Annotated in this window: 12 protein-coding genes; 10 read left to right on the top strand and 2 right to left on the bottom strand. The window is 62.3% G+C overall.

Annotated features, from left to right (window positions below):
• Positions 1–9: 9 nt before the first annotated feature.
• The gene (locus tag R3175_RS10605) at positions 10–876 is read right to left on the bottom strand and encodes an SDR family oxidoreductase (RefSeq protein WP_318944245.1); all 867 of its coding nucleotides are present in this window, start codon (positions 874–876) and stop codon (positions 10–12) included.
• Positions 873–2,690 (bottom strand): acyclic terpene utilization AtuA family protein, encoded by a 1,818-nt coding sequence (locus R3175_RS10600; RefSeq protein WP_318944244.1) that lies wholly within the window; start codon positions 2,688–2,690, stop codon positions 873–875. The genes R3175_RS10605 and R3175_RS10600 overlap by 4 nt, the downstream gene beginning before the upstream one ends.
• A gap of 154 nt (positions 2,691–2,844) precedes the next feature.
• Here R3175_RS10600 and R3175_RS10595 point away from each other — a divergent pair, with 154 nt between their 5' ends.
• The 10 genes from R3175_RS10595 (at position 2,845) to R3175_RS10550 (ending at position 16,624) form a co-directional block, all read left to right on the top strand.
• The gene (locus R3175_RS10595) at positions 2,845–3,459 is read left to right on the top strand and encodes a TetR/AcrR family transcriptional regulator (protein ID WP_318944243.1); all 615 of its coding nucleotides are present in this window, start codon (positions 2,845–2,847) and stop codon (positions 3,457–3,459) included.
• A 318-nt stretch (positions 3,460–3,777) separates the two neighbouring features.
• Positions 3,778–4,842 (top strand): hypothetical protein, encoded by a 1,065-nt coding sequence (locus R3175_RS10590; protein WP_318944242.1) that lies wholly within the window; start codon positions 3,778–3,780, stop codon positions 4,840–4,842.
• Positions 4,843–4,901: 59 nt separating this feature from the next.
• Complete coding sequence (locus R3175_RS10585; RefSeq protein ID WP_318944241.1) at positions 4,902–5,912, top strand: putative solute-binding protein; 1,011 nt, start codon at positions 4,902–4,904, stop codon at positions 5,910–5,912.
• A gap of 38 nt (positions 5,913–5,950) precedes the next feature.
• Positions 5,951–8,002, top strand: coding sequence for a TRAP transporter large permease subunit (locus R3175_RS10580; protein WP_318944240.1), 2,052 nt, complete (start codon positions 5,951–5,953; stop codon positions 8,000–8,002).
• 230 nt (positions 8,003–8,232) lie between these two features.
• Positions 8,233–10,821 carry a S8 family peptidase gene (locus R3175_RS10575; RefSeq protein ID WP_318944239.1) on the top strand — a complete coding sequence of 863 codons (2,589 nt, stop codon included), beginning with the start codon at positions 8,233–8,235 and terminating at the stop codon, positions 10,819–10,821.
• Between the two features lie 14 nt (positions 10,822–10,835).
• Positions 10,836–11,315 carry a protease complex subunit PrcB family protein gene (locus R3175_RS10570; protein ID WP_318944238.1) on the top strand — a complete coding sequence of 160 codons (480 nt, stop codon included), beginning with the start codon at positions 10,836–10,838 and terminating at the stop codon, positions 11,313–11,315.
• Between the two features lie 115 nt (positions 11,316–11,430).
• Positions 11,431–13,326, top strand: coding sequence for a DNA topoisomerase IV subunit B (gene parE / locus R3175_RS10565; protein WP_318944237.1), 1,896 nt, complete (start codon positions 11,431–11,433; stop codon positions 13,324–13,326).
• A 377-nt stretch (positions 13,327–13,703) separates the two neighbouring features.
• Positions 13,704–14,549 (top strand): ABC transporter substrate-binding protein, encoded by an 846-nt coding sequence (locus tag R3175_RS10560; protein WP_318944236.1) that lies wholly within the window; start codon positions 13,704–13,706, stop codon positions 14,547–14,549.
• On the top strand, positions 14,549–15,547 hold the full coding sequence (locus R3175_RS10555) for an iron ABC transporter permease (protein ID WP_318944235.1): 999 nt from the start codon (positions 14,549–14,551) through the stop codon (positions 15,545–15,547). Before R3175_RS10560 ends, R3175_RS10555 begins: the two co-directional genes overlap by 1 nt.
• Before the next feature lie 15 nt (positions 15,548–15,562).
• A complete protein-coding gene (locus R3175_RS10550) occupies positions 15,563–16,624 on the top strand; it encodes an iron ABC transporter permease (RefSeq protein WP_318944234.1) in 1,062 nt (353 codons plus the stop codon).
• Positions 16,625–16,678 lie beyond the last annotated feature (54 nt).

Here is a 16,678-nt window from a genome sequence, read left to right as displayed (position 1 = left end):
CAGGTCTCCTCAGTCCTCGCTGAGCACTTTGGGCGTTGTGCTGCGATGGAATCCGTTGAACGGATCATTGTTTTTGGCCTCCGGAAGCGGCCAGATCGGCGACCCCTGGGAGGCACCGCCATCGATCCGCAGGCAGTCGCCATTGATAAAGGCGGCACCGGGGCTGAGCAGGAAGCAGATGGCTGCGCTGATTTCCGCCTCGGTGCCCATGCGTTTCAGCGGCACGAAGCTGGCCAGGTTGCGGATCCACTCCCGCATGGCGGGGGGGTAGTTGTCCATCCCGCTGGAGGCGATCCAGCCGGGGGCCACGGCGTTAACCCTTACCCCGGAGTGCCCCCACTCGTAGGCGGCGGTCTGGGTGAAGTTCACCATGCCCGCCCGGGCGGCACCGGAGTGCCCCATACCGGGCATGCCGCCCCACATGTCGGCCACGATGTTGACGATGGCGCCGCCGGACTTGGCCAGCACCTGGGTATAGGCCTCCCGGGCCATCAGGAAACCGCCAGTGAGGTTGGTGCGGACCACGGTTTCCCAGCCTTTCTGGTTGATGCCGGTCAACGGCGAGGGGAACTGGCCGCCGGCGTTGTTCACCACCCCGTGCAGGCCGCCATGTTCCTCGACGATGGCCGCCACCGTGGCTTTCACCGACTCCTCTTCACGGATGTCGCAGACGTGGGCGGTGGCGCTGCCGCCGTCTTCGGTGATCTCGGCCTTCACCGCGTCCACCTTTTCTGCCTTGCGTCCTACCAGCGCCACCCGGGCACCCAGGGAGGCCAGTTCGTGGGCGGTGCAGCGGCCGATGCCGGAGCCGCCACCGGTCACAATGAAGGTTTGGCCCTCGAACAGGCCGGGGCGAAGTACGGATTGATAGCTCATGATGGAGTTCCTTTGTTCAAGACGGAGGAGGCGATCGGGACCGGGATTTCCAGTAACTGCTGGGCAAAGGCCTTGCCTTGGGGGTCGATGCGCAGGCTGGCGACACCGCCGCCTCCCAGGCTGTGCTCCAGCAGGAAATTCAGGGCGTGCAGCCCGGGCAGTGCCCAGCGAGTGACCCGGCCGTGGTCCGGATTCAGGGTGTGGGCCATCCAGTCGGCGACCCGTTGCTCGCTGAGGGCCGCGGCGATGTATGGCAGGTATTCCGGCTGCCGGGCGATGACGCCGATGTTGCTGTGGTCGCCCTTGTCGCCACTGCGGGCCCAGGCGAGCTCGATGAGGGGAACCTCGGTGTCGGAGTCCTGGTCGGGGGCAGGCACCTTGTTGGTCAGCAGAGTATCCGGTTTGAAGCCGCCCTGGGTGTCCACAAGCACCGGCGTGACTTCGCCCCCGAGGTCGATGGTGACGGTCACCCGGTCTTTGGGCACCAGGCAGGAATACAGGCGGATCTTCGGCCATACTGTGGGGCGGCCGCCAACAATGCCGGTCAGACCCGGGGCCATCCCGGTGGCGGCCTGGGCAATTTCCCGTGAGAACAGTACCAGGGCCTCTTTTTTAGGGTGTGCCACGCTGATCTTGACCACCACTTCCCGGCACTGGTCGGCTCGGCCATGGGGGCCGTAGGTGGCTTCGGTGCCGAGCAGTTCGATGCTGGTCTCGCTGTAGGGGGGGAAACCGCGCTCTTCAAACATCCGGCCGGTCTTGGCCAGGATCGCGTCGGCCACCCGCTGGGCTTTGGCCTTGGCATCGATGCCGGCCAGCAGGAAGGTGACGGTGCATTTGAAACCATCGGGCCAGGTGCCCGATACCTTGTAGCTGTCGGTCGGTGGTCGGCCCTTGGCTCCGGTAACCCGAACCCGGTCATCGCCCAGTTCCTCAAGGACGACCCGGGTGAAATCGCAGCTTACATCCGGGAGCAGGTAGGCGCGGGGATCGCCGATTTCGTAGACCAGTTGCTCGGCGACGGTGCCGCGGGTGACCTGGCCGCCCGTCCCTTCCGGTTTGGTGACGATGAAGTCGCCCGTGGCACTGACTTCGGCGATGGGGAACCCCATGTCCTCAAAGCCGTCCGCCACGTCCTGCCAGTCGGTGAAGTTGCCGCCGGTGGCCTGAGCGCCGCATTCCAGCAGGTGCCCGGCCAGGCTGCCCTGGGCCAGGCGATCGTAGTCGTCCCAGGCCCAGCCGAACTCGTGGACCAGGGGGGCGAGCACCAGGGCGCTGTCGGCAACGCGACCGGTAATCACGATGTCCGCGCCTTGCTCCAGCGCGGCCACCAGGCCCGGTGCGCCCAGGTAGGCATTCAGGCTCACCATGACCGGCGGCATCGGCGCCCCGGTGGTCAGTTCGGTAACACCGGCTTGTACCAGAGCTTTTTTCTGGGGCATCAAGTCGTCCCCCAGTACCAGGGCAATCTTCAGGTCCACGCCGGCTTGGTCACACAGCGCCTGCAGGGCATCCCGGCAGGCCACCGGGTTGACCCCACCGGCGTTGCTGAGCACCCGGATGCCTTTGGTTTTCAGTTCCTGAAGCAGCGGGCCCATCACGCTCTGGACGAAGTCCCGCGCATAGCCGGCCTTGGGATCCTTCATTTTCTGTCCGGCCATAATGGACATGGTGATTTCGGCCAGGTAGTCGGAGACCAGGTAATCGAGGTCACCGCGCTGGACCAACTGCCGGGCGGCGGTTTCGGTATCGCCCCAGAAAGCGGCGGAACAGCCGATCCGGATTGACTGGGATTGGGTGTCGAGCTCTGCCATGAGTTGACCTTATTGTGCGGATGACAGTGACGTCGTGGATGGCATGGCTGCCATGTTGCGAGTGTCAAATGACGATACCAAGCAAGCGCTTGGTTTGTAAATAGGGCGCAACACGATAGAATGGGTCTTTCCTGACAATCAGCCGGATCTGCCTGTGAACCAAGACGACATCCTCCATGCCCTCATTGCCGATAATCTGGTTTCCGCCCCGGACAGCGCTCGCGGTCGATTGCTGAAAGAGGCGGCGCGCCTGTTCCGGGACAAGGGCTACGAACGGACCACCGTGCGGGATCTCGCGGCGGCAGTTGGCATTCAGTCCGGCAGTCTGTTTCACCATTTCCGCACCAAGGAGGCCATCCTCAAGGCGGTAATGGTGGAAACCATTCGGCTCAACACGGCGCTGATGCAGGCAGCCGTCGATCAAGCGGACGGCGACCGGGCGAAGTTGCGGGCACTGATTTACGCCGAGCTGGAATCGATCAACGGCCAGACCAGTGAGGCCATGTCGGTGCTGGTGTTCGAGTGGCGCAGCCTGTCCCCGGAAGCGCAGGAGGAAGTCCTGGCGCTGCGGGATATCTACGAGCAGCTGTGGCTGGATGTGCTCAGCCGCCTGTACGAGACTGGCGACGTTGCCGCCGAGCCATTTGTTGTTCGTCGCCTCCTCACCGGTGCCTTAAGCTGGACCGTGACCTGGTACCGCCCCGGCGGGGAGATGGGGATGTCGGAGTTGACCGATCAGGTGATGCGGAGCCTCGGGCTGACGGGTTAAAAAGTTGGCCGGAATTTCCTGATTTTCCATTCTTGTCTGGCACGTTCGTGCCATTTCTGCTATTTACAGTAACATCCTGAAATAAAACGGGATGCGAAGAATTTTCCAACTATTGCAAATGGGCCATTGGCCTGATCGGCATATTTTTTTGGCGATAAAGCCATTATCGTTGTGCGACGTTCGTCGCATTCTTCGTAATTGAGAGACACGACTTGAGTGGCGTGCCGTTGGCTGGTCCGATTGCTTCGGCTGGAAATGCGGGTGGGTCAATTGCGCTGGCCTCTTGAGTCAATAAAAACAACGTAAACAGGGCGATCTATGACTTCCTCCTTAGCGACTCCAAAAGCAATCCTGCGCGGAATCCATGCCAAGCTGCTGGTAGTAGCCTCTCTGCTAGTGCTGGCGGGCTGTTCTGCCAACCCTATCTATTCCACCACGGGCATTGTTCTGACTAACTATGCCGAAGGCGAAGCCACCCCCTACGTGTTGCAGATGGACGATCCCAAGATGGCCTGCAGCCTGGGTGAATCGCTGGATCCCTTGGTGTATTCCTTCTCCCGGGTAACGTCCTCACCGGATACTACCGGTTCACTGCTGATGTTGCTGGCCGGCAACTGCACCGAGCTGTTGGCCTGGGAAGAGGAGCTGCGGTACCTGCGAGCGGATTACCAGGGCAACGTGGCCGAGGCCAAGGATGCTCGGGAGAGCATGAAACGGCTGAATGCCGAGGTGGCCAAGCGTCGTTACCAGGCCTTCCAGCGGGCGATGCGCGCCTACGACTATGACCCCAGCCAGGAAAATGTCGAGTGCCCCTTCCTGTTCGAGGATCAGGATGAGCTGACCTTCATGGTCGGCCTGCTGACCGGCATGCAGGGCATCGTCAACGATGCCAACTCCGGCGCCATGGCTGGTGTGCCCCGGAACATCGCCCCCCAGGCGGAGCGGGCCGCTCAGTGCCTCGACAACGAGAAATGGGCAGGGTTGCCCAACGCCATCCGGGCCCTGGTCTGGCTGCTGATCCCCGATACCCAGCCGGCGCTGGCTCCGGATCCCTGGCGGGTCTTCGAGGACAGTGCCCGCATCGGCGTCGAGAAAGGTATGCGGATTTCCATGGCGCTGGAGGCGATTGCCGCGGAAACCTTTGGTCGTCCTGACGTGTTGGAAGACGTACTGTCACGTTACGTGGAATCAGAAGACCGATTTGAAGTTCGGGAAGAGTACCGACTCATCGATACCATTGCCGGCGATGTCATGATGTACGTGTCCGACAAGCATTGGACGGCGAACTATGGCTACCGCACTCCGCAACGGTTCTTCGGGCAGCTCAGCGAGGAGCGTCCCGGTGAAGAAACGGAAGTCATGGATCTGGATAGCCTGCTGTAAGCGGGCGACTCGATCCTTCCTCAATCTGTACAAACATAAAAATGACCCGGAGGTCTCACATGTTACGTAAATCCCTTGCTGCTATGACCCTGTCCCTGGCCGCACCGATTGCCGCCGCTGAACCCATCAAGATGTGCGTGTTCGATGTCATTGGTGCGAACGGTGACGTCTTCAACATGGTGAAGGACTATGCCCTGGAGATGAAAAGCCACGGCGTTGACTTCGAGCTGCGCCCGTACACCGACGAGGGCGTAGCCGTCGGCGACTTCAACTCTGGACAATGTGATGCGGTAGCCGCGACCGACCTGCGTACCCGTCCGTTCAACCGCTTCACCGGCAGCATCAGTGCCGTGGGCGCCATCCCGACCTACGATGACCTGCGCACCCTGCTGGCCACCCTGGCCCAGCCCAAGGCCGCGCCTCTGATGAAGGAGAACGGCTACGAAGTACTGGGTATCGTACCGGCCGGTGCCGGCTACCTGTTCGTGAACGACCGTTCCATCGATACCGCCGGTGAGCTGGCTGGCAAGCGTATGGCAACCCTGGATTACCAGAAAGACGCCATTCACATGGTGAACTACGTCAAGGCGACCGTGGTGCCGTCCGACATCACCAACTTCGCCGGTAAGTTCAACAACGGCTCGGTGGATACTGCCTACGCGCCGGCCTTTGCCTATGAGGCGCTGGAGCTGTACAAGGGCATTGGTGACACCGGCGGCATTGTCGACTACCCGCTGGCCCAGCTGACCGTCCAGATCATCGCCAAGGACGACGTGCTGGACGATGAGACCGCCCAGAAATCCCGTGAAGTGGCCTGGGGCATGTATGGTCAGGCGATGGACCTGGTGAACCGTCTGGAAGACGCGATTCCCGAGGAGAAGTGGATCCGCATCTCCGAGTCTGACATCCAGGGCTACCAGGAAATGTTCCGTGAGAACCGTATCCAGCTGCGCGATGGCACTGGTGGAGCCAGCAAGGTTTACCATCCGAAGATGATGAGCCTGCTCAGCAACATTCGCTGCGCCAGCAACCCCGGCGCTTCCGAGTGCACCGCTGGTAACCGCGAATAACAGCGATTCAAAAATAACAAACATAGGGCTGAACCTTCATGATCTCGCGCGTACTGTCTTCAGCCAGGGCGACAACAATTTACCCCGTGCATCGCCTGCACGGGGGCATCTTGCTGCTGCTCCTGTTGTTTACCCTGCTCCTAGGAATGGGGAACACTTTCCACTCTCGGCTACTCTGGATTGGTGAGCAGACCTGGCCGAACTACTATCTGCTCAACCCGGATGCGGTCGAGCCGGATTGTCAACTCGAAATGGACATCGACCGGGAAGTACAGCGCAGGCTGGATGCGTACCAGCCCGATCCTGACGACCTGTTCAGCTCGCCCCCCAACCCGGAGGCCCTGCGGGAATCGCTGCAGCGAAACCTGGAGGTGTGTCAGCAGAAGTATCAGCTCTACGAAGAGAACCAGAAACACGCCACGCCGGCCCTCGCCGCTTTCAAGACGGTGGAACAGGGACTGGCCCATTTCCTTCTCGATAACATTGAGCTGACCAAGTACCTGTTCATTGCGATGTTCGCCATGGCGGCCGCCATCTCGGCACTGGATGCCGACCATATCGCGCTGCGTCTACCTCGCAACCGGGCGGAATGGCGGCTTAGCCAGGGCACCCAGCTGTTGGTGAATGGGCTGATGGTGCTGTCGCTGCAGTCCTATTCGGGATTGCTTGCCTCGACGCCGGGCTCGGAGAGCACGGCCACCCTGCAAAACGCCTGGACCCTGGTCTTCGGCCTGTTCATGGTGATTAACGCGATCCGGCTGATGTGGGTGCCGGAGCGGGTCAAGGCCGGTGGGCTGAGTGCTTCTTCCGGGCTGGTGATTCCGCTCTACTGCGCGATGGGCCTGATCGCCATGAGCTACTTCTTCTTTGTCGATGGCTACAAGTCGGGCCTGGCCATCTACTTCGGCATGATGAGCAACCTGTCGTCCATGTTCATCAACATCGGGCTGTATGTGCTGGTGGGTATGGCGCTCAAACAGACTCGTGTCCCGGAACTGTTGGTGAATGTGATCAAGCCGTTCAACCTGCCGGCACCCATGCTGGCCGCGGTCATGATCTTTGCGACTGCCTTCCCGACCGCGTTTACCGGTGCCTCCGGTATCTTTATCCTCGCGGTGGGGGGTGTGGTTTACGATGAGCTGCGCCGGGCCGGGGCCGGCCGCCAGCTGGCGCTGGCAACCACCGCCATGTCCGGCAGTCTGGGTGTGGTGTTGAATCCCTGTCTGCTGATTGTGGTTGTGGCGGCCCTGAACAAGGAAGTGACCACCTCCGAAATGTACGGCTGGGGTTTGTGGGTGTTCCTGATGTCCGCCACGTTGTTCTCCTTCATCGTGTGCAAGACCGAAGGCGAGTGGAAACCGAAGCCGGCGCCCGGTGCCTTCCGTGAGGCCGTCGCCCAGCTCCGTCCGTTGTTCCCCTACGTACTGGTGGGCGGCCTGGTGATCTTTACCATCTGGCTGCTGCTGGATCTGAGCTTCAACGAGTACACCGCGCCGTTGATCCTGCCCCTGGTCATGCTGGTGCTGGTCTACCTGGATGCCGGTAAGGACAACCGGGACGAGGGCCAGTCGCGACTGGCCGCCTTCTGGTCCCGCAGTGCCTCGGCCGCCAGCGACTCGGCCGTGCATATCGGGGCCCTGTTGGCACTGATCGGCTTCTCGATCTGTCTGGGTGGTATCCTCGAGCGCTCCGAGATCGTCCATGCGGTCTTCCCGGAGCACCTGGACAACCCCTGGCTGGTCATGCTGGTGGTAGTGTTCATGCTGACCTTCATCGGCATGGTGATGGATCCGTTTGGTGCCGTCATCCTGGTGTCCGCGACCATCGCCCAGGCTGCGATCAATCTGGGGATCGATCCACTGCACTTCTGGATCGTCTGTCTGGTCGCGTTTGAGCTGGGTTACCTGAGTCCGCCAGTGGCCCTGAACCACCTGTTGACGCGCCAGGTGGTGGGGGAAACCGAGGTATTGGCGGCAGAACGGACCGGGTCGTTCTGGCATCGCTACGAGCGGCTGCTGCTGCCGCTGACCGTGATGGCCACCACCCTGTTGCTGGTAGCCTTTGTCCCCATGCTGTTCTACGCTTTGTAACAGAGGCAGCTGGAATCGAACCGCCTGCAGGCACAAGCCTTCAGGCGGTTTTTTTTGATCGACTTTCAGGTATGGCCCGTATACCCACAAACGCACGGCCGGTATCTGGCGTGGCCGGTTTTGGTGGAACGAAACCGGTGCCCGGGACGTGTTGAGACAGGATTTTGGTAAAAGGCGACAGTATGGTGGTCTGGCATTGTGTAAAGATATCGCCAGTTATTGCGTTGGTCATGGGACTGAGCGGCTGTGGTGGAGGCGGGGGCTCCTCGGATATCGATGCCCTCAGTGGGGTGATCACGATCGAGAGTCGCAGCCGGGTCGATTCCGATACCGCCGACGATAGCCGCATTGGCGTCGCCGTGTCCAACGACGATGCCGCCACGGCCCAGGCGGTCCCGGAAACCGGCACCGTGGCCGGGTATCTGAGCGCCTCCAGTGGCAGTTACGGCAGCTCCGGCGACCAGGAATTCACGTTTGTGGCCGATACCAAGGACACTTACGTGGTGCGTCTCCGCCAGGGCGATCGGGTCGTGCTGCAAACCTTCCTGTCGAGCTCCGCGCCCGCCGGTGTCGACATGACCATTACCGAGGTGGGGGGCAGCGAGATCTGCGGCGTTGATTGCGATGGCTCACCACCGTTTACCCATGTCGTGGACACCCTCGCCGATAGCGATCCGACCAGCCATGTCATCCAGGTGCGTGCCACCGGTGGCGGGCCTTTTCGCTATGTGCTGACCATTGCCGCCGAGGGTTCCGGGGTGTCGTCCAATGTAAGCTTCCAGGAGCCGGAACTGGTTCCCAACGAAGCCGTGGTTATGCTGCAGGACGAGCCTGCTCAGGGCGGCAGTGCCCGTGCGCTGGAGGTGACAGCAAGGTTGTCGGCGGCACAGGCCCGGGATCTGGGGCAGGGCATGTGGCGACTCACCCGCAGTCAACCGGTCGCGTTGCAACAGGGGGCGGCCGCGGATGCCGCCACACTGCGGCGGCAAACCCTCGAGTGGGTGGAAACCCTGAACCGGCAGCCGGGGGTCACAGCCGAGCCCAACTACCTGCTGCGGGCCCAGGCGGTGACCCCGGACAATGATGACCTGTACCGGCTGCAGTGGCATTACCCGCTGATCAGTTTGCCGGTGGCCTGGCAGGCGGCACCGGATGCCGGCGACGGCATCGGGATTGCGGTGATGGATACGGGGCTGTTCAGCATGGCGCCGACCAGTTATGGCAACTGGCATCCGGATATCGACGCCAACGTGGTGCCCTTCACCGGTGAGATTCTCGATTATGTGTCCGGCAGTCTCGACATCGACCAGGAGGATGACGGGCAGCGGGACACCAACCCCGCGGATCCCGGAGACGGACGGGCCCAGAACAGCAGTTTCCACGGCACCCATGTGGCCGGCATTGCCGCCGGAGTGGACAATACCACCGGCATCCTTGGCGTGGCACCGCAAGCCACCTTGTATCCCGTACGGGTATTGGGCAAGGATGGCGTTGGCAGCTCCGGCGATCTGATTGCGGCCCTCAACTGGGCGTCTACCCGCAGCGACATCGATGTGATCAACCTGAGCCTGGGGGGATTGCCCAATTCCGACACCCTCAAGGCCGCCATTGATCAGGCCTATGCCAACGGCAAGTTGCTGGTTGCGGCAGCCGGCAACAGTGGGACGGATACCCCGACCTACCCGGCGGCATTTGCCAACGTGGTCGGTGTCGGCGCGGTGGATGCGGGCAAGCAGCGGGCGTCCTATTCCAACATCGGCCCATCGGTGGATCTGGTGGCGCCGGGGGGCGACGCCAGCCGGGATGGTAACCTGGATGGCAATGCCGACCTGGTCATCAGTACCTGGGGCGACGATTCCGTGTCACCGCCGGAACCCCGCTATGCGGGGCTGCAAGGGACCTCCATGGCATCGCCCCATGTGGCCGGTGTCTATGCGCTGATGAAGGGGTCGGCCAACTCGATGGGCGAGGACGTGACCCCGAACCAGTTTTTTGCCTTGCTCAACAGTGGCAGCATCACCGACGACCTGGGCAGCGAGAGCGAGTACGGCGCGGGGCTGATCAATGCCATCAAGGCGGTGGATGCCGCCTTGAACGGTAACATCCCCACGGTCCTTGCCGCTTCGCCGTCAGCGCTGCAGTTCACCGCCGCGGTTATCCAGCAGCCGCTGCGCTTTCAGGTCTATCCGGACGGCGAGACCGTTGAGATCCAGGCGGTGCAGGACCTGCCTCCCTGGCTCAGCCTCTCGCCAGAACTGGTGGTGGGCCAGCCGTCACCGGCAGAGGTTCAGGTGTCGGTGGACACCAGCCTGCTGGACCCAAACACCAACTATGCCGCCGATCTTCGGATCACTTATGAGGGCAGCAGTTCCGGACAGCGGTTGAACGTTCCGATCACGGTGTTACGCCAGGACGAAGCGGACCAGCGTGATGCCGGACGTCATTACGTGCTGCTGCTGAATACCGACCAGGAACGCAGCTTGGTTGACCAGGTCACCGTGGAGGCCAGTGACGGCCGCTACCGGTTTGCCTTTGACGAACTGGACACCGGCCAGTACTTCCTGGTGGCGGGGACCGACATGGACAACAATGGCTTCATCTGCGAGAACGGAGAGGCCTGCGCGGAGTACCCGGTGGTGGGCCTGCTGGAGCCGATTACCATCGGCGCCGAACCGGTCACCGGGGTGACCATGAACACCAGCTTCCGGCGTCCCACCCTGACTGTCCTGAACCGGCCCCGCTATGGTTTTACCGGGTACCCGGTCAGAGCCCGGGTTGAGGCCAGTGAGCCGGTTCGCCAATACCAGGGAGGCCAGTAATGGGAATGGGGCGTGTGTTGACGATCGCGCTTGTGGTGTCGGTGATGGCGTTGGCCAGTGCCTGCGCCAACCAGTCTGAGCCCCAGCCCGTGACCGCTTCGCTGGCCCGACAGGTAACGGCCTCGGCCCATTGCGGGTTGTCGGCCCCGGGGATGCTCTACCTGAGCAAGGCGGACGATCTCCGGCGGTTGACGGAGTTGCCGGGGCAGGCCCTGTCACCCTCCTCACTGTCTGGGCTCGACTTTTCCCGGGAGCACCTGGTCATTGTCGCGTTGGGCCAGAAAACCACCGCGGGCTACGGCGTGTCGCTGGATTTCGCCCGCCTGAGTGGGGATGAGCTAAGGCTGGAGATGGTGCTTCAGGAACCTCCCGCTGGCGCCATGGTGGCCCAGGTGCTGACCACCCCCTGTGTCGCCATTGCCGTTACCAGTCGCGGCTGGCGCCGGCTGACCGTGGCCGGCGATGGGCTGCCCAGTATGTCCCGTCATCGCTGAGCCCGTCCGGCCACGCCTGCCTCCGGAAAACAACCGTTGATCTTTGCCGGGGAATCCCTAAGCTAGAGGCCCATTGAACAAGTTGATGGGTTTTGCCTGGAGTAATGTCTCTTCTATGAGCCAGAAACAATACAACGCCGATGCCATTGAAGTCCTGAGTGGCCTGGACCCGGTCCGCAAGCGGCCCGGCATGTACACCGATACCAGCCGTCCAAACCACCTGGCCCAGGAGGTGATCGACAACAGTGTTGACGAGGCGTTGGCTGGCCATGCCCGCCGTATCGACGTGGTGCTCCACAGCGATGGCTCGCTGAGCGTGGAAGACGACGGCCGGGGCATGCCGGTGGATGTCCATAAGGAAGAGGGGCTGCCTGGGGTTGAGCTGATCCTGACCCGGCTTCATGCCGGCGGCAAGTTCTCCCAGGGCAACTACAACTTCTCCGGCGGTCTCCACGGGGTAGGGGTCTCGGTGGTGAATGCCCTGTCCCGGACCCTGGAAGTCACCATCAAACGGGATGGCCAGCTCCATCGCATGACCTTCGCCGACGGTGAGAAGGCGTCAGAGCTCGAGGTCATCGATTCTGTTGGCAAACGCAACACCGGTACCCGGCTGCAGTTCCTGCCCGATGCCAGCTACTTCGACAGCCCCAAATTCTCGGTGACACGGCTGCGTCACAACCTGCGGGCCAAAGCCGTGCTGTGCCCGGGGCTCACGGTCACCTTCCTGCAGGAGGCCACCGGCGAGAAGGACGAGTGGTTCTATGAGGATGGACTGCGGGACTATCTGCGCACCGCCCTCGCCGACATCGAGGCGGTACCGCTGGACCCGTTCACTGGCACCTTCTCCGGCAACACCGAGGAAGTGGACTGGGCCCTGCAGTGGCTGCCGGAAGGCGGTGAGGCGGTCACCGAGAGCTACGTCAACCTGATTCCCACGGCCCAGGGGGGTACCCACGTCAACGGCCTGCGCACCGGCTTGCTGGAAGCCATGAGGGAGTTCTGCGAGTTCCGCAACCTGTTGCCGCGGGGGGTGAAACTGTCACCGGAAGACATCTGGGAACGTTGCAGCTACGTGCTGTCGTTCAAGATGCAGGATCCCCAGTTCTCCGGCCAGACCAAGGAGCGGCTGTCCTCCCGCGAGGCGGCGGCGTTTGTCTCGGGGGTGGTCAAGGATGCCTTCAGCCTGTGGCTCAACCAGCATACCGACGTGGCGGAGGCCCTGGCGGAGCTGTTCATCAGCAACGCCCAGCGCCGCCTGCGGGCGAGCAAGAAGGTCGCCCGTAAGAAGGTGACCTCCGGCCCGGCATTGCCGGGCAAGCTGGCGGACTGCTCCGGCGCCGATACCAGCCGCGCCGAACTGTTCCTGGTGGAGGGGGACTCCGCCGGTGGCTCCGCCAAGCAGGCCCGGGACCGGGAGTTCCAGGCGGTCATGCCGCTGCGGGGCAAGATTCTCAACACCTGGGAGGTGGATTCCGGCGAGATTCTGGCCTCCCAGGAAGTGCACGATATCGCGGTCGCCATCGGGGTGGACCCGGGGTCCGACAACCTGGCCGGCCTGCGATACAACCGGATCTGCATCCTCGCGGATGCGGATTCCGACGGCCTGCACATCGCTACCCTGTTATGCGCCCTGTTCGTCAAGCATTTCCGACCCCTGGTCGCCGCGGGGCACGTGTTTGTCGCCATGCCGCCGCTGTACCGGGTGGACCTGGGCAAGGAAACCTTCTATGCCCTGGACGAGCACGAGAAGCAGGGCATCCTCGACCGCCTGGAGGCGGAGAAGCGCCGGGGCAAGATCCAGGTCACCCGCTTCAAGGGCCTCGGTGAAATGAACCCACTGCAGTTGCGGGAGACCACTATGGCACCGGATACCCGACGCCTGGTGATGCTGACCCTGGCAGAAGGGGATGAAACCGACGAGCGCATGGACATGCTGCTGGGCAAGAAGCGGGCCTCGGACCGGCGCAGTTGGCTGGAAAGCAAGGGCAACATGGCGGACCTGGTGGTATAACCGGGTCTTCGACACATCTCTTTATTTGATTTATGGGGCAAGCTGGTGCTTGCCCATCCCACCTATTGAAGTCGGGCAACCATCGTTCAACAACTGGCCTTTTCTTGTTTGCCCGATTGAATCGACGCTTTAATCCTTGCAATCCCAGTATCGGTTGTCCGATTTATTGGTCATTAGTCTCATTTGAAAATGAGAATATGACGCATTAGAATTCCGGTCCTTGACCCAAGGGGTGGCATATCTTGGCGGGGGTAGGCATGGCAAGATCGGTGATAAAACGGCTTGGGGCAGTCGCTCTGACAGCTGTACTGGTTTTTATTTTAATCTCGCAAGCTGCTCGCGCTGCCAGTCGGGTGCAGGATGATCGGGGAGTGTGGGTGACGGTGCCGCAGAATGTCGAGCGGGTGGCGGCGATCTCCACGTTTGCGGCCGATATTTTGGTGGCTTTGGGAGTACCGCCGGTCGCGGCATCGACGTTTGCTGACCAACCACTGCCGCTGTATCTCGGGGACCGGGTCAGCGGGGCAACAAGCCTGGGACCGCGGGCGAAAACCAATCTCGAACTGCTCACGGCGGTACAGCCGGACTTGATTGTTGCCATTCGCCGCTACACCGAGCCTTACGAGCGCCAGTATGAACGGCTGGCGCCCTATCTGGCCTTTAACGTGATCAGCTACCGAGACAGCTTGCGGGCGGTGCGTCAGGTCAGTCGCGCGCTGGGGCTTGAGCAGGAGGGCGAACGCCTGAACCGGGAGTTCGTCGCTGAGGTGGAGCGCCTGGGCCAGGCGGCTCCTGGGGGCGTTCGTGCAGCGCTGTTGGTGTCCAGCAGCGAAACCCCCTTTGCCTACTACGACAATTTCTTACCCGCCTATCTGTTGAACCGACTCAACGGCGTCAATGTGGTTGGCTCGGCACCCCGGGAAGCAGGTCAGAGCCTGGGCTACCGGATTAGCCTGGAAGAGCTGCTGGTGCTGGACCCGGATGTATTGTTCGTCTTTCCATCCATTCAGCAGCAGGCGTACCGCAACAATCCAATCTGGCCCTATCTCAAAGCTGTTCGCACCGGACGTGTTTATGAGGTGGGGCAGCACTGGAAGGAAGGTGCTGGGCCCATTGCCCGCAGATACATCCTGAAAGAGATGGCGCATCTCCTTTACCCTGAAACGTTTCCTGCACCGGCCATGCCGGAGCTTATTCGCAGCCATAGCTTGGAGACCCTGTAATGGCTTCCGAGCAGGCCGCACCCTGGTTTCGTTGGGGGGGCTGGGGACTGGTCGCTTTGTCCGGTTCTCTTGTGCTGATCCTGATGAGCCTGAGCCTGGGGGTCGTACCGGTGGCAGCCTCCGCGATCATCGAGGTCTTGCTAGGAGAGCAGGGGGGCTTGGCCAAGGTGTTGGTCTGGGAGCTTCGATTGCCACGAACACTGCTGGGGTTACTGGTGGGAGCGAATCTGGCCGTTGCGGGCGTATTGATGCAGGCGGTGACCCGCAACCCGTTGGCCTCGCCAAGCCTGACCGGAGTGATGGCCGGCGGTGCCTTGGGGGTCGTGCTAGTCATGAGCTACTCGTCCTGGCCGGCAACTGCGAGCCCGTATGCCGCACTGGTGGGTGGGGTGCTGGGGGCGGCGGCCAGCATTGGCCTTGCCTGGAACGGGCGGCTGGCACCGGTGCGCCTGGCCTTGGCGGGCGTGGCGGTCACCGCTCTGTGCAGCGCGGTGGTGACCGCCGTGCTGTTGAACGTGGGTTCCTCGGCCGACGAGCTGTTCTTCTGGATGGCCGGTGGCTTGTTGGGGCGCAGTTGGCCGCAACTGGAACTGATCGGCGCGACCTCATTAGCGGGGCTTTTGCTGGCGCTGGTGTTCCGGCGCCAGTTGAATCTGTTAGCCCTCGGGGACGAGGTGGTTCGAAGTCTGGGCATACGGGTTTGGCGTTGGCGTCTGGGGTTGGCGGTACTGGCGGTTTTCCTGACCGCGCAGGTGGTGGCCGTTGCTGGACCTATTGGCTTCGTTGGGTTGGTGATTCCTCACCTTGCCCGCGTCCTGGTGGGCGACGATCAGCGCCGCCTATTGCCCGTCGCCACTTGTCTGGGTGCGTGGTTGATGGTGGTGGCCGATGTAACTGCCAGAACGTTGGTGGCGCCAGCCGAACTCCCGGTGGGGCTGTTTACCGCCACCCTTGGGGGAGCGGGATTCATCGCCTTGATTTACCGCCAGCGCTTATAACCGGGAGGGGATCTGATGTCGAGTCCAGGATGGTCGCTGCAGTCGTCACGGTATCGTCCCATGATGGCGCTGGGGCTGATGCTGCTGGCGATGGCGGCGATTTTGATCAACCTGCTGGCGGGCCCCGTGTCCATACCGTTCGCCGTTCTTTGGCAGAGCCTCTGGTCTTCGGTGAATGCGGCGGCAGGGCCTGATGCCGTGGCCGCCGAGGTACTCTGGCAACTGCGTATGCCGCGGCTGTTACTGGGGTTGCTGGTGGGCGGTCAGCTGGCAATGGCCGGGGCCATCCTGCAGGTGGTGTTGCGTAATCCGCTGGCGGATTCCCATATTCTTGGTATCTCAGGCGGTGCGAGCTTGCTGGCGGTGTTGCTGTTTCTGTTCGCCACCGATGGCGTGCTGACCCTGGCGGTCTGGGATTGGCAAGTGTCGGTCCTATATATGATGCCCTGGGCGGCCACGGCTGGTGGGTTGCTCGCCGCAGGCCTGGTCTTCCGGCTTAGTGCGGCCGGAGGTCTGACGCCGATGCGACTGGTGCTGTGCGGGATCGCCGTGGCCAGTGTGTTGAATGCCCTGGTGGGCGGGATTCTTGCCGGCTGGGGGCACGCCAATGCTGAAACCGTACTGGCTTGGCTGGCGGGCACACTGTATGGCCGTGATTGGCTCTATGTCTGGGCCCTGTTGCCGTGGAGCGTGCTGGGTCTGCTGTTGTTGCCCGTCATGGCGAAGCCGTTGAACCTGTTGCAACTGGGCGAAGAGTCGGCGTCGTCGTTGGGGTTGTCGGTCACCAGGTGGCGTGGCTTGAGTCTGGTCGTAGCAAGCCTGTTGGCAGCCAGCGCCGTGGGCATGGTTGGGCCGGTGGGGTTTGTAGGGCTGCTGGTACCGCCAATCGCCCAGGCTCTGGTCGGCTCTGACATGCGCCGACAGCTACCGTTGAGTGGGGTGCTGGGGGCGTTGCTGGTGGTGGCTGCCGATGGCGTGGGACGGTCAATGCCTGGAGTCAATGAATTGCCGGTGGGCGTGGTGACATCACTGGTAGGGGTGCCCTTTTTCATTTACGTGCTCAGGCGCCAGTCATGACGTGCCCGGTCCGGGCGCCTCTGAGTGGACCTGCCGGACGCCAGTTGCCAGGCT

The organism is Marinobacter sp., assembly GCF_033722735.1.
In the GTDB taxonomy this organism is placed as follows: Bacteria; Pseudomonadota; Gammaproteobacteria; order Pseudomonadales; family Oleiphilaceae; genus Marinobacter.
The sequence above is the reverse complement of the archived record's forward strand: the minus strand, read 5'-3'. Positions and strand labels throughout refer to the sequence as shown.

Coding starts and splice junctions, on each gene's coding strand:
- R3175_RS10605 (WP_318944245.1), bottom strand. CDS start 876: ATGAGCTATCAATCCGTACTTCGCCCCGGCCTGTTCGAGGGCCAAACC.
- R3175_RS10600 (WP_318944244.1), bottom strand. CDS start 2,690: ATGGCAGAGCTCGACACCCAATCCCAGTCAATCCGGATCGGCTGTTCC.
- R3175_RS10590 (WP_318944242.1), top strand. CDS start 3,778: ATGACTTCCTCCTTAGCGACTCCAAAAGCAATCCTGCGCGGAATCCAT.
- R3175_RS10585 (WP_318944241.1), top strand. CDS start 4,902: ATGTTACGTAAATCCCTTGCTGCTATGACCCTGTCCCTGGCCGCACCG.
- R3175_RS10580 (WP_318944240.1), top strand. CDS start 5,951: ATGATCTCGCGCGTACTGTCTTCAGCCAGGGCGACAACAATTTACCCC.
- R3175_RS10575 (WP_318944239.1), top strand. CDS start 8,233: ATGGGACTGAGCGGCTGTGGTGGAGGCGGGGGCTCCTCGGATATCGAT.
- parE (WP_318944237.1), top strand. CDS start 11,431: ATGAGCCAGAAACAATACAACGCCGATGCCATTGAAGTCCTGAGTGGC.
- R3175_RS10555 (WP_318944235.1), top strand. CDS start 14,549: ATGGCTTCCGAGCAGGCCGCACCCTGGTTTCGTTGGGGGGGCTGGGGA.
- R3175_RS10550 (WP_318944234.1), top strand. CDS start 15,563: ATGTCGAGTCCAGGATGGTCGCTGCAGTCGTCACGGTATCGTCCCATG.